The following is a 14446-nucleotide window of genomic DNA, read 5'->3' on the forward strand; positions in this document are numbered from 1 at the left end:
TTCTTAATGTTTTTACAGTAACTCTTCAAAGCGATCTTCTAAACGACTGATAGCTTCTTTAAGCTGTTCATTTTCTTCTAATAACGCTTCATAATATTCTTCTTCATCTAACTCTTCTTCGTCTTCATCTTCTACGTATGCTTCTTCAAATTCTTCATCATCTTCATAATATTCTTCGTCTTCGTCCTCTTCATCTGGCTTTTGAAAAAAATCGCGGGTTTTATTTTCAATATTCATCGCGATGTAGGCTTTAATATTTTCTTCAGTAATTTCATAAACATCTGAAGCAATATTTTGGAATAACTCTGATTCTTTTACACGGTGAATCATATTTTGAGTGCCTTCTCGTCTATAGAACCAGCCGAAAGTTGCGCCGAACACACCGCCTACAATAGCATCAGCGACATGAATGTTTTTATTGCCCTTGTTTTTCTTCTTTTTAATATTTACGCCCTTTTTATACCTGCTCACGATAACACCCCTCTCTCTTTAATTGGTATTATTCTTTTTACCCTCAACTCTAATTTGCAAACAAATCATTTTTATATTCATTTATACTTTTTAGGTAAAACGTATTTTTATTTTATTTTAATAGATTGAGAATTAGCCTGTAAGATAAAAACTATTTACCAATAAAATCCTCTCCAATATTCGCTTTAAACATTTAAACTTCATCAATGCGAATAGATTAAATAGCTGATTCGTAAGACGTATTAAATTCTAGGTGTTACCCTAATATAAATTTCTGCTATAGTTAAAATATTTCGAGATACAAAAAAAGCACTTGTTTTAGCTTGGGCTCGTTCCCAAAATCTAAAGCAAGTGCCTGGTAAAACATAGATTCAATTTTAAAATCAATCAATAGTTTCTAGTGCATAGTGTTCAATCACTTCAATCAAATGAGGATACGCTTTTTTAAGTTCCGCTTGATCAAACATTTCAAAATGCTCAAACATGAAACCTGGTTGGCACATACATCCAACCAGCGCATAGCCTTTTTCATCTTTAATCGAAGATACAAAAATTGTACCTGCAGGCACAACGTATTGTAGCACTTCACCCTCTGTTATATCGGGTCCAAGGTCTACCGCTTCATATTGACCATTAGGATAAATCATATGCACTGTTAAAGTATTACCATAGTGATAATACCAAATTTCATCTGCATCTATACGATGAAAATGTGAGATATTATCATCTGTTAATAAAAAGTAAATACTCGTATAAGCTGGACGTGCTTGTCCTTCTTCTTGGCGTTCAGCTTTAATAATTTCTTTATAATAGCCGCCTTCTGGATGCGGTAATAAATCTAATTGGCGCACCCATTCCGATACAGAATGTTCCATTACTTAATCCAAGTCCACGTTATGATAAACGTTTTGAACATCTTCTAAATCTTCTAACGCATCGATTAAGCCTTCTAAAGTTGCTTTATCTTCATCTGATAATTGGATGTCATTTTGAGGTAACATTTCAAATTCAGCAACTTCGAATTCTTCAACGCCGCTTTCTTTTAAAGCTTCTTGTACTTGTGCAAATTGATCTGGTTCAGCATAAACGATAGTTAAATCACCGTCTTCGACAACATCTCGCACATCTAAATCTTTTTCCATTAAAACTTCTAAGATTTCATCTGCAGATTTGCCTTCAAATGCGAAAGTACCTGTATGTGTGAACATATATGATACTGAACCTGATACACCCATGTTACCGCCATTTTTACCGAAAGCAGCACGTACATCTGATGCAGTACGGTTAACATTATTAGTCAATGCATCAACAATCAGCATTGAACCGCTAGGACCAAACCCTTCATAACGTAATTCATCGTAGTTTTCATCATCATTACCTTTTGCTTTGTCAATCGCTCGGTCGATGATGTTTTTCGGTACATTATACGTTTTTGCACGTTCAAGCACTAAACGTAATGCTTGGTTCGATTCTGGATCAGGTTCACCAGATTTCGCAGCTACATAAATTTCTTTACCGAATTTCGCATAAATACGACTTGTATTTTTATCTTTTTGGGCTTTTTTCTCTTTGATGTTATTCCATTTACGTCCCATACTTCCATCTCGCTTTCGCTCTCAATTTTTAACATCAACTATTATACATGATTTCACGCTTAATATATAGTTATTGAAAACCAAGTTCCCCTTTTGTGCATAATTACTTTGAATCCTCATAAAAAAACAGCCCAAAAACCGGGCTGTTCATCCACAATATTATATCTCTCTAGTATGGGGTGTTCAGATGTATTATCAACCTAAAAACTTATCAATGTCTTTAAGCATTTGATCAAGTTTTTCTATGTTTTTATCATCCATATAAATATAAACCTTACGTTCGTCAGACTCAGAACGGACTTTGCTGACACGGTCTTGATTGACTAGTTTACGAATGGATGCCAAAACTTTAGTTCGGCTAATTTCAAATGAATCTGTTGCAATCTTTAAAAAGGGCTGCATTAACATCTTTTCTTCGGTGCAATTCTCATGAACACAATTAAGTATTACAAAGTCATTCATGTTGATTTTATATGTTTCTTCAATGAAACGTGTCAAATCCATAAATTTTTTGTATTCATTGAGCAATTTCTCTAAGTTACTTTTTTTCAAAGTATACGCCTCCAGATTTTATATCGATATAATACATTAAGTATGAATATTAAAACTCTAAAAGTCTTTAGTGTTTCCCCACATTGTCTTTGCAATTTTCCTAAGTACGACAAATTGAATTGTATAAAATACAATTACCTTTTATAAACTTCAATCTATTTCGTTGTTTTATATAAAGAAATCAATTGCAATGAATTATATTCAACATCAACACTCAATGTGCCATTGTTAAAGTTGTGTTCAAATACATCAAACTTTGGATTATTGGCGTTTTTTATCTTACGTTTTAAATCTTTTGGCCATTTAAATGTAGGCATGATATTGGGTGAAATAATCTCCTTGATATTACCGTGTTTATAATCTGTTACTTCACGTGTTACCAAATAATTGTCTCTTAAACTTTTATCTTTAAAACCGATATAGAAACGATGACAACTTTGATTACCTTCATGTATTTCATTTTCAATAATACGCCAGTCATAGACGATAATACTGTAATGTTCATCCCCACGTGTCATGAGACAAGCATCATCTTCATAGAAATAAAACGTCTCAAATCCAGACAGTTGTCTATATAAAAAATACAGTGTGGTCTTGAAACCATTTGTATCAAAAAGAAATGCGATATTCGTATCAGTACGTTGATATAAATCCACGCCGATTCCAGATAAAATACTATAAAAGCGCATAAACATATACATCATTAATGGTGTGCTATCTAAGAGACTCATATCTTCATTCAATAATTTCCTATTCGGAACATTAAGCAGTATATATTTACGTTCTTCTAAATGAACTTGTTTCATAACTGACTGCAGCGCATTCAAATTGACTAGTTGTTTCATCGGCATTTTTTTATAAGATTTTTCCAAATAAGGATGTTTCAACTTTTCATTATCAATAAAGAAATAATCAAAATTCACTCGTTTAATTGGGAGTTCTAATGCTTTAAATTTTTCAGGATCATTAAACAATTTAGTGACATCTAGGTTGAAATTAACATTAAACCCAATTTCTTTAATTCTCATTTTTTGTATATAGATGTCTTTCAACGATTGATTCTGCAAACTAAATGTTATCGAAATCTTAGATGTATCCTTTTTAAGATCTGCATAGGCTTGATGATCTGTAAATGCACGTGACTGTAATAATTCATGTTTCACATAATCAATATCTTCTTTTGATTCAAGTTCAAAAGCTACCCTCGCATTGCTTTGATAGATAGTATCAAGCATAGCAACTAGTTCACTCGTGCTAAAATGTTGATGAATCGTTGGTATACTTGGATGGATTAAGAACATCACTTCATCATCGAAATCAAAGATTTCTTGATGCCTGTGATAAACCATCACTTCCTTCAATTCTTCAAGCGTGCGAATTTGAATCGTCATCACAAACGGACGTGTAGGAGAATAGATAGGATTATTATTATCTACATAAATAATGTTCTCTTTATCTTCTGTCCAGTTCTTCAGTATGTCTTTGATTTTCTTTAAATATACTTTTTTACCTTGTTCACTGACTTCAGAATCTTGATCCTTTACTAAATAACAAAGGTCTTTACTCAGCTTAGATTTATGTCTGTAGTCATTAGGCGTGGTATCTAAATGACGTTTAAATTTCCGATAATAACCACTGAAATTACTGAAACCTACTTCTTCAGAGATATCCAAAATTTTTCGGTCAGTCGTTACTAACATTTCTATAGAAAGTCCAATTCGTAATGTTTCAATATAATTTCTGAAACCCATATTAAATATTTTATAAAAGGAAGAAGAGAGTGTTGTCGGAGAAATATAAACTTCTTTAGCTACTGTCTCTAAAGTCAGTTTCTCTCCAATATGTTCGTTGATATAATCTACGATTTTCTTTTCTCTATAATCTAGCGATGCAATTAACTGGTGTGACGTATGTTTGATTTCAACACTCGCCTCTTCAATTAAAATGTCGCATATCTCACTAATACATTTTTTAATCAGTTCTTCTGTTAAGGTTTCTTCAAGATACTTTTCCAATAAGATCAACATTGCTTTTTCAATTTTACTGTTCGACTGAACCATTTGAATATTAAAGCAATAATTAAAAAAAGCGAAATCCTTCTCAAGGAACCAATCACTCGCAACATAAACCATCATCATCTTTTTGTTTTTCGAAACTTGAAAAACTTCATTATGGTTGATGAGACAAACCGTGTTATTTACTGTTTCAACTTGAGCGGACCTTTGGATTTCTGCTGTATCGTTTACTGGCCAAAGTAATAACACTCCATCATAACAACGATTGGCTGGCAAATTTTCAGCTGCGTATAAATCGATAATACTACTTCTCATTTATATAACCTTTAATAAAATAAGCTGTTTTAAGTCGTAATGATACATCTCTCTTTATTTTATTCCTTCCTGTAATTTCTCTAGGACTATACTCTACAAATTTAGCACACAACGCAATTAGACACAAATTTTAAAATTTAATAGTATTTTTATGTTGTTTCAAATTACGTAACGTATGATTATATCGTACTATTCTTATCAATGATAACTAGATTGTATAATATAATGAAGGACTGGAACATTGTTTTTCTTTGTTCCAGTCCTATTCTTGATGATATTAATCTCTAAAACGATTAGCTAAACTTAAGATATTAATAATAATATTCAATAAGTTCACAAATAAATTAAAGCCCATTTCACTTGGTGCAAATTGTCCTCGTTTCAATCTGTTAAAGTCATACAATGTATACAGCAAGAATAAGCCAACTGCTACAACATTGATTACAGTATAAAAAATCGGGTTTTGCACAAAGAAACCAATTAAAGTGGCCACAATTAACGCGATTAATACTACAAATAGATATTTGCCGATACTTGATGCATTCTGCACGAAAAAGTATCCAATGACACCAAACGCAATAAAGGCACCTACTGCAAGTGCTACGTTTTTATAAAATAACTCTGTACCTAAATTCTGCATGTATGTCGTAAATGCAGCATAAGCTAATAACCCAATTGCTACAGCATATATATTAGATATTAAAAAGCCGAATTTACGTGATCGATTCACAAATAACGAAATCAAAATTAATACCGTCAAACCGATAGAGAGTGGTCTTCTCCAAGCATCAGGCAGATACTGGCCAAAATATGTACCAATACCAAAAATAATCCAAAAGTACATAAAGTAAAGCCAAACCTTCGCATAAGCACTCGATTTAGAGGTAGTATGTGTTGCGTTTACCAAGTTGTTCAACTCCTTCATTGAAACTATTTGTTAATTATTATTTCATAGAGTGTATTCTGATTTCCACTTTCTGATTTAGCAACTATAAACCTTCAAAGCGCTTTAGTGTATTGTCATTTTTCATTACAAACATTACATTAGTATTGTCAAAATCCAAATTTTCCTTCAATAAACCCTATATTGTCTAGTGTTTTCTGAATTTTAGACAATTCAGGTTTTATTAAAAATTATTACAAGCACGTAACAACCGACAAATCACCGCATATTTTTGATAAGATGTGGAAGTATAGAAATAATGATTGATATTCGTATTACATAGTAAATATAAAACGAATGTATAATTACTGAACCAAACTTATTAGAGGAGGAATCTCATTTGAAAAAGTTAGCAGTTACATTTTCAGTTGCAACAGGTGTAGCCTTAGCGCTTACTCAACAAGATGCTGATGCATCGACACAGCATACAGTACAAGCCGGTGAATCACTTTGGTCTATTGCACAAGAATACGGCACTTCTATCGAAAGCATTAAACAAGATAACAATTTATCGAATAATATGGTATTCCCTGGCCAAGTCATTACAGTAAATGGCAGCAGTCAAAGTTCAAATACAGGGGCGACTGTTAACATTTCTGGTGGCACTCATACAGTGCAAGCTGGTGAATCATTAAATATCATTGCTAATCAATACGGTACATCTGCTGAGGCAATCATGTCAGCTAACGGCTTGAATGGTTATTTAATTCACCCTGGCCAACAATTAAAAATTTCTGGCGCAGCTGGTGGTTCAGGCGGTACACCTACACCTACAGCTACACCTGCATCGAACCAATCACCGACATTTAATCATGCTAACTTATATGACTGGGGGCAATGTACTTGGCATGTATTCAATCGTCGTGCTGAAACAGGCCAACCAATCAGTACATACTGGTGGAACGCAGATCATTGGGCAAACAATGCACAAGCTGACGGTTACACAGTAAACAACACACCTGCAGCTGGTTCAATTATGCAGAACTATGAAGGACCAATCGGTCATGTTGCATATGTAGAACAAGTGAATGGTGATGGCAGTATTTTAATTTCTGAAATGAACTACAATACACCTCCAGGCATTGTCGACTACCGTACAATTCCTGCTTCAATGGCTTCTAGCTATAACTACATTTATTAATAATCTAAAAAGACGATGACGCATCGTCTTTTTATTTTGACTTATATTTGAAAACCAATAGATGATGTAACATGCTAATCAAACTGAGCTCCTCAATAGCTTTTATATAGTTCTAAGCCCGATTTATCGCAAAAAAGCGGATCATTTTCAAAATCAGAAAATGATCCGCTTTCTATTTAATGTTCTCTATGTTTATATCTCAATGATTGAGAATGATTATAAGAAAATATTCATAATCCAGTAAATCATTGCTGCGACGAATGCTGAAATTGGTAATGTAATTACCCAAGTCACAATCATACGTTGCGCTGTATTCCATTTAACGCCTTTGATGCGGTTAGATGCCCCTACACCAAGGATAGATGAAGATACAACGTGTGTTGTTGATAATGGGAAATGTAATGAAGATGCGACGAAAATTGTTAATGCTGAAGATAAATCTGCAGCAGCCCCGTTAGCTGGGCGAATCTTCATAATGTTACCGCCGACAGTTTTGATGATTTTCCAACCACCTACTGCTGTACCTAGACCCATAGCGGCAGCACAGGCTACTTTAACCCATAATTGCGGTTCAACATTGTTACCATCTTGTAAGTTCGCAACAATTAAAGCTAGTGTAATGATACCCATTGATTTTTGCGCATCGTTTGTACCATGTGAGAATGATTGTAATGATGCTGTGAAAATCTGGAATATTCTAAAGTTGCGGTTAGCTTTTGTTAAATTCGCATTTTTAAATACGACTTTAACAATACTATACATAATGAAACCTACACAAAAGGCAATCAATGGCGATACAATCAACACAATAATAATTTTAGTGAAGCCTTGGAAATGCAACACTGAAAATGAACCTTGAGATGCAACCGCTGCACCTGCAATCGAACCGATTAAGGCATGTGATGAAGAACTTGGAATACCGAAGTACCATGTTAACAAGTTCCAGAATATCGCTGCGAAAATAGCCGCTAATACCACGACTAATCCATTTTGCAATTTAAATGGATCCACAATGTCTTTCGTAATTGTCCCTGCTACACCTGTAAATGTTAATGCACCGATAAAATTCATAATCGCTGCTAAAAAGATTGCGCGTTTTGGTGTCAGTGCTCTTGTCGACACTGCAGTAGCTACCGCATTCGCTGTATCGTGGAAACCATTAATAAAGTCGAACACCAATGAAAAAATAACGATAGCTACAGTGATAATTATAATATAATCCATTTTATATTACTCCTTAGCTATTTTTCATGATAATTGTTTCGAAATTATTTGCGACTGCTTGGCATTTATCTGCAATGTTTTCTAAGCTTTCATATATGTCTTTAATTTTAATCAATGTGATTGGATCTGTTTCACTATTGAAGATATGTTTAATTGATTGTCTTAAAATACCGTCACAATTTGTTTCAAACTCTTTAATATTAATTGAATGAATACGCATGTGAGAAAGTTTCTTTTCTACTAATAAGCCGATAGCTAATTTCATTTCAGCTACTGCTTTTTGAATATTATCTACAAATTCAGCCATGTATTCATCTGAATACTCGATTGAATACATTTCGAACATTGCTGATGTTTCTTCCATTGCGTCTAAAACATCATCAATAGCGTTACATAAAGATAAAATATCCTCACGCTCGATTGGGGTAATGAACGTTTGGTTCAAGTCTGAGATTACTTGGTGCATTAATTCGTCACCGTGTGACTCATACGTTTTGATATTATCAGAATAAGCTTTTAAATCTAGGTGTGTGTTAAAGTCCATTTTCCCGAACTCAATTGCTGCGCGATCTAAATTGAATACCATTTCCTCCAATTTAACCATGAACTTATCCTTTTTCTTGTTAAACATTGAAAATCCTCCATTTTCAGCGATTGCTTCCCAATCACATTTCATAAATTTGAACTCAAAAGTATATAATTGTAAAAAGTAATCGTGTGATACTTTTGAAACTAATATGTATACCATCTTCACACTAGCTTCAAATAAATTTTACCTTCCTAAAAAGAAAATAGCACAAAATTTACAACACTACAATTCTATTTACAAAATCTTAACAATTGAACATAATTGTAATGTCCGATTACTTCGCTAAGTTTTCAAAATTTCCACAATCCTAAGCGAAAAGTAAATACTTCCTCTCTAAAAATTTTACCTAACTTCACCATTCTTACACATTCCAATCCAAAAAAATACTCCGAAAACTCATTATTTCAAGTTTTCGAAGTAAGTTTACTATTCTATACTATATTGACTGTTTTATAGTACGTTTTGTGTGTATATAAGCAATAATCGCAAATGATGCATAAATCAATGTATAAACTCCCATTACGATAAAGACTGGAGAATGATCATCAGACCCCATCAAATTCAAGAATGCCCATGATGCAAAGTATGCATGTGCCAAACCTACTATCAATGGCAAACCAAAGTTGAACATGATTTTAAGTTTTAAACCGTGACGCATGTCATTTTGTGTATAACCTAGCTTTCTCAATATTTTAAAGTTACCGATTTCATCTGTTGTTTCATCCATTTGTTTAATGTAGATAATACAACCTGCCGCAATTAAGAAAGCAATACCTAAGAATGATGATATGAATAAGAACATACCATTATTTTCTCTATTATCCTTAGCTATTTCTTCTTTTGTCTCATAACCTGGATCAACTTCATCCAATGCTTTCGAAGCTTCTTTCATTTGAGATTTATCTGTAATAGTAAAGCCATATTGCGTAGAAAGGTCATCTTTATCTATTTCCCCTTTCTCTTTCAATAAACGATAGTCTTCATCATTGACGATTACCAACACACCGCCACGTAACGTAAGCAAGCTGAAACGTGTATCAAGTTCAGTGTCTTGTACTTTCACACGGAAGAGTTGTTGTCCTTGTTTATCTTGAAATGCTACATATGAATCGTTAGTAATCGGTTTTAAGAGCATACCTGTTCCAAAAGGATGTGAAAGTTTTGCGGTATGATCAGAGAGTCCTGCATTGTCGACATATTTTTCACTTGTGACGCGAATACCTATCTCGTATCCGACATTTTTCTTAAATAAATTATTCTTCTGAGACTGTACCATCAACAGCTCTTTATAATTTAAGTCATAATCGATATGATGTTTTTTTAATGCTTTTTCATATAAATCCACATCATGTTTCGATTGTAATGTCACATCATATGGCGAAAACATATTGAGTTGCACTTTTTCCATCTTCATTTGTATAGCACTAAAACAAAGTACAGTTACTGTAATCGCAGAAATGACCGCAATAATAGTTAAAGATAAGGCATTCTTTTTCATACGATGCATAATAGATGACGTGAAAATGACATCATTAATTGAAACTTGGCCTTTTTTTCTTTTCTTCAATGTCTTGAATAATAAAGATACCGTACTTCTAAAGAATAAATAAGCACCGACAATTGTCAGGAGTAAAATTAAAAACGGAATAGCCATATTCGCTAAAAGCTTTGTATCAACCGCCATAACATATCCTGAAATAATCATCGCAAGCCCTACAATACCACTGATTGCTTCAAGTACTGTAATTTTATTTGATTTCACATCAGCCGTACGACGAGTTTGCATTAATCCTAAAATGGAACGTCGTTTGATAAAGAATGCGTTTTGAACAATAACTAAGATGTACGCAATTACTAACATCAATGCCGTTGCGCCTACTGCTTTTAAGCTGAAATGCAGATGTACCGTTTCATTCATTTGCATTAATTTCGTCACAATCAATAATAAAATTCTAGACCCTACTAAGCCGACAACTATGCCGACAAAACCTGTGACAACAAATATCGCAAATTGCTCTAACATCGACATACGAACTACATTTGCTTTCGTTAATCCGATTAATTGATAGAGTCCAAGTTCTTTATCTCTTTGTTTAATGAAGAGCTGATTCACATACATTAAAAAGATTATAATGATAATGAACAGTACAACACTACCTAAACTCGCGCCTTTTTGAATTAATTTCGAAGATTCACTATTATTGATTGTTTCTGTATATTTTAATGTCACAAAGCTAAAGTACAAGGAAATACTCATTATGAGAGAAAAAAGATATAAACCATAATGTCTGATGTTTTGTCTTAAGTTCTTTAATACAATATGTCTAAACGTCATAAGACACACCGCCCAAGACGCTTTGTGCTTGAATGATTTCCTTATAGAACGCTTGTTTAGAACGTTCACCTTGGTATAGCTCAGAATGTATTTGACCATCTTTCAACATGATGACACGGTTTGAATAACTGGCTGCTGCCGGATCATGTGTCACCATTAAAATAGTCGTATCAAAGCGTTCATTCATATTTTTCAAACGTCTTAATAAATCTTGTGCACTTTTAGAATCTAACGCCCCTGTTGGTTCATCTGCGAAGATAATTGCTGGACGTGTGATAAATGCACGGGCTGCAGAAACTCTTTGTTTCTGACCACCTGAAACTTCAGATGGATATTTATTTGCTAAATCTCTGATACCTAATGTTTCTGTCACTTCATCAAATCGTGCATCCACTTCTTTTTTGGATAACTTTTGAATAGATAACGGCAACATAATATTTTCCTTAACTGTCAACGTGTCTAATAAATTATAATCTTGGAAAATAAAGCCAATTTCTTTTTTACGCACTTCTGACAGTGCTTTGTTACTTAATTTCTGCAATTGATGTCCGTTAAGTTCCACTGAACCTTGTGTTATATAATCAATGGAGCTTAACATATTCAATAATGTCGTTTTACCAGAACCAGACGGTCCCATAATTGAAATGAATTCACCTTTTTCAACTTTAAACGAGATGCCTTTCAGCACTTCATGCGCCACATGCTTATTTCCAAATACTTTTGTTAAATTGGATACTGTTAGAATTTCCATTTTTTGCGCTCCTTTTTTCTTAACTCTTGTATTTATAGTGTACGCATAAGTGATTTTATGGTCGTTGATTTGATATTACAAAACGCATATTTAAAGTGACGATTTTGTCACTTCAGACATACGTTCTAACATTTCGTTCTGTTTAGGGAAGATAAAAGAGACTGTTGTCCCTTCTTCTGCAATAGAATCAACCGATACTTGTATATGTAATGGCTGTTTGATTTGATCCACTAAATATAAACCTAAACCTGAAGAAGTTGTCTCGTGGCGGTATTGTGTTGACGTAAAACCACGTTCAAATATACGCGGCATATCTTGAGAAGCAATTCCGCGTCCTGTATCTTTGATTTCAAGCACAATATGTCCTTCGACTTCTTTAGTGATGATTTGTATCTCTGTACCCGCTTGACTGTATTTCACCGCATTTGAAAGGACTTGGCGAATCATCATCTTGCACCATTTCATATCTGTAAAGACCTTATCTTCTTCATTAAAGTCTATATCGAACCCAATACCGCGCTGTCTACAAATATTACGTGTTAACTGAATTTCTTCAATCACCATACGTTTTAATGAAACGACTTCAAAATATAAATCTTGGTGCTTTTGGCTTAATCGTGATAAATACAATTGTTGGTCTAACATTTCATTCATGCGTGACCATTCAAATAATAAAGCTTGTCGACGAGTCATATCTTCTTCTTGATCAATGATTAATTTCAATGCGGTTAAAGGTGTTTTAATTTCATGCACAAATTCCGTTAGGCTTTGTTCATTTTCTTTTAATTGCACAGATTGCCTAGATACAATTTGTTTTTGTCTTTGAATCATCAGATATAAATATTGTAAGACTTCTTCTTCCATCGGAGTATTGGCCGCTTCTTTATGCTTCAACTCCTCAACTTCTTTCATTTCAGACAATTTTTTTTTGAACGAAGTTTCATAGTTGTAAGAAAAAATGAGGAACACCAATGTGAAGATAACATTACATAAAATGACATAAAGCATAGATTCAACAGATAAATTTTGATCTAGTACAGCTAAAATCACTAAAAAGATTTGAAAGCCAACAATCAACGCCAACCAATTCAAACGAGAGACTAAATAATTTGAGATACGTTTAAATATTGTCATGTGCTAAATATCCTTTGCCGACCCGTGTTTCAATCGCATTAGTTAATCCAAAGTCTGCTAACTTTTTACGTAGTCGATTGATATTAACCGTCAACGTATTATCACTCACAAATGCTTCATCATCCCATAAAGCCGTAATGATCTCATCACGACTGACAATTTGATTACGATGTTTTAATAAAATCTCTAGAATAAGCATTTCAGTTTTAGAAAGATGTGCGGTTTCATTTCCTCTCTCTAATAAGCCTTTACCAAGGTCCACTTGGACATCGCCCCATGACAACATACGTTGCTCCTCTAGATTGAATTGATATACACGGCGATATATGGCTTTAAGCTTCGCGATTAAGACATTAGTATAGAAAGGCTTCTGCATAAAATCATCTGCCCCTAGTTCCATACTCATAACTTGATCCATTGGATTATCTCTCGCTGATAAAAATAAGATAGGTACATTCGATTGATTACGTATTTCACGACACCAATAAAACCCGTCATATTTCGGCAACTCTACATCCATGATAATAATTTCTGGTTGTTCCTGTTCAAATGCTTCCATAACTTGATTAAAATCATCAATACCAGACACTTGCAAATCCCAATGTTCTAGTTCTTTTTTTAATTGTTCAAATAAGGACTTGTCATCTTCTACCAATAAAATTTTCATGTTATCACCTATTGTTTTTATTTCGAAATTATTTCAAAACTGTTTCATTTACATTTCACAACTTTTATTTTACACTTATCTTTGTGCGATTCTCTAACAATCATTGCGTTCTATCATTTTAAAGTAAAATGAAACTAAAAACGATGCAGACAATCGTCATTTACGCTATACTCAGTGTAATACTACCTTATATTATGGAGGGTGTCTATGGAACATACGATTAGAGAAATAAGTATCAATGATGCAGATGCATATATTGCTTTATTAAAAGATATCTATGATGAATCTAGCTATATGCTGTATAGCCCTGGCGAATATGTGCCATCTCTTTCAAGCGCATTACAGCAGCTTGAACATTTTATCACTTCTCCATCGAATACTATTTATCTTGCAGAAATCGACGGTAAGTTGATTGGTTTTGCGATTGTCACATCTCGCGAATATGAACGTACACGCCACGAAACACGCGTGCGTCTTGGCATTCGCGCACAATACCGCAGCAAAGGTGTTGGACAATCATTATTAAATGCAGTGGATGCATGGGCATACAATCACGATATTCGTCGTTTAGAAGCATTAGTTGTCCCTCAAAATGAGCATGCTGTAGACTTATTCAAATCAGCAGGCTATCAAATTGAAGGCGAAATGCGCGATAAACTCAAAATAGATAATAAATACTATAGTGAATACGTTATGGCTAAACTATTGCACTAA

14 protein-coding genes are annotated in these 14446 nt (G+C 33.7%); 2 read left to right on the forward strand and 12 right to left on the reverse strand.

From position 1 onward, the window contains the following. Positions 1 to 12: 12 nt before the first annotated feature. The 6 genes from HMPREF2603_RS03590 to HMPREF2603_RS03615 all read right to left on the reverse strand — a co-directional run bounded on the left by HMPREF2603_RS03590 (position 13) and on the right by HMPREF2603_RS03615 (position 5873). On the reverse strand, positions 13 to 471 hold the full coding sequence (locus HMPREF2603_RS03590) for a hypothetical protein (protein WP_060803705.1): 459 nt from the start codon (positions 469 to 471) through the stop codon (positions 13 to 15). Between the two features lie 383 nt (positions 472 to 854). Beyond that, complete coding sequence (locus tag HMPREF2603_RS03595; protein WP_060803706.1) at positions 855 to 1346, reverse strand: cupin domain-containing protein; 492 nt, start codon at positions 1344 to 1346, stop codon at positions 855 to 857. A gap of 3 nt (positions 1347 to 1349) precedes the next feature. Next, the gene (locus tag HMPREF2603_RS03600) at positions 1350 to 2066 is read right to left on the reverse strand and encodes a YebC/PmpR family DNA-binding transcriptional regulator (RefSeq protein WP_002481447.1); all 717 of its coding nucleotides are present in this window, start codon (positions 2064 to 2066) and stop codon (positions 1350 to 1352) included. A 195-nt stretch (positions 2067 to 2261) separates the two neighbouring features. Continuing rightward, a complete protein-coding gene (locus tag HMPREF2603_RS03605; protein WP_002481446.1) occupies positions 2262 to 2618 on the reverse strand; it encodes a transcriptional regulator, SarA/Rot family in 357 nt (118 codons plus the stop codon). Between the two features lie 155 nt (positions 2619 to 2773). Further along, entirely contained in the window at positions 2774 to 4948 is a 2175-nt protein-coding gene (locus tag HMPREF2603_RS03610; RefSeq protein WP_002481445.1) for a helix-turn-helix domain-containing protein, read from the reverse strand. Positions 4949 to 5225: 277 nt separating this feature from the next. Then, a complete protein-coding gene (locus HMPREF2603_RS03615; protein WP_060803708.1) occupies positions 5226 to 5873 on the reverse strand; it encodes a Bax inhibitor-1/YccA family protein in 648 nt (215 codons plus the stop codon). A gap of 358 nt (positions 5874 to 6231) precedes the next feature. Here HMPREF2603_RS03615 and HMPREF2603_RS03620 point away from each other — a divergent pair, with 358 nt between their 5' ends. After that, positions 6232 to 7032, forward strand: coding sequence for a CHAP domain-containing protein (locus HMPREF2603_RS03620; protein WP_070501933.1), 801 nt, complete (start codon positions 6232 to 6234; stop codon positions 7030 to 7032). 216 nt (positions 7033 to 7248) lie between these two features. On the opposite strand, the gene HMPREF2603_RS03625 is transcribed toward HMPREF2603_RS03620, so the two are convergent. The 6 genes from HMPREF2603_RS03625 to HMPREF2603_RS03650 all read right to left on the reverse strand — a co-directional run bounded on the left by HMPREF2603_RS03625 (position 7249) and on the right by HMPREF2603_RS03650 (position 13732). Beyond that, positions 7249 to 8256 (reverse strand): inorganic phosphate transporter, encoded by a 1008-nt coding sequence (locus HMPREF2603_RS03625; RefSeq protein ID WP_002481442.1) that lies wholly within the window; start codon positions 8254 to 8256, stop codon positions 7249 to 7251. A 13-nt stretch (positions 8257 to 8269) separates the two neighbouring features. Continuing rightward, the gene (locus HMPREF2603_RS03630) at positions 8270 to 8887 is read right to left on the reverse strand and encodes a DUF47 domain-containing protein (protein ID WP_002481441.1); all 618 of its coding nucleotides are present in this window, start codon (positions 8885 to 8887) and stop codon (positions 8270 to 8272) included. 394 nt (positions 8888 to 9281) lie between these two features. Next, positions 9282 to 11075: an FtsX-like permease family protein gene (locus HMPREF2603_RS03635; RefSeq protein ID WP_261676365.1), complete on the reverse strand. Its 1794-nt coding sequence runs from the start codon at positions 11073 to 11075 to the stop codon at positions 9282 to 9284. 94 nt (positions 11076 to 11169) lie between these two features. After that, the gene (locus HMPREF2603_RS03640) at positions 11170 to 11931 is read right to left on the reverse strand and encodes an ABC transporter ATP-binding protein (RefSeq protein WP_002481439.1); all 762 of its coding nucleotides are present in this window, start codon (positions 11929 to 11931) and stop codon (positions 11170 to 11172) included. A 90-nt stretch (positions 11932 to 12021) separates the two neighbouring features. Further along, entirely contained in the window at positions 12022 to 13065 is a 1044-nt protein-coding gene (locus tag HMPREF2603_RS03645) for a sensor histidine kinase (protein ID WP_070501935.1), read from the reverse strand. Then, positions 13052 to 13732, reverse strand: coding sequence for a response regulator transcription factor (locus HMPREF2603_RS03650; RefSeq protein ID WP_060803712.1), 681 nt, complete (start codon positions 13730 to 13732; stop codon positions 13052 to 13054). The genes HMPREF2603_RS03645 and HMPREF2603_RS03650 overlap by 14 nt, the downstream gene beginning before the upstream one ends. A 207-nt stretch (positions 13733 to 13939) precedes the next feature. Between HMPREF2603_RS03650 and HMPREF2603_RS03655 the strand changes: the two genes are divergently transcribed. Beyond that, complete coding sequence (locus HMPREF2603_RS03655) at positions 13940 to 14446, forward strand: GNAT family N-acetyltransferase (protein ID WP_002481436.1); 507 nt, start codon at positions 13940 to 13942, stop codon at positions 14444 to 14446.

It is taken from the genome of Staphylococcus sp. HMSC055C03 (assembly GCF_001809385.1).
Classification (GTDB): Bacteria; Bacillota; Bacilli; order Staphylococcales; family Staphylococcaceae; genus Staphylococcus; species Staphylococcus simulans.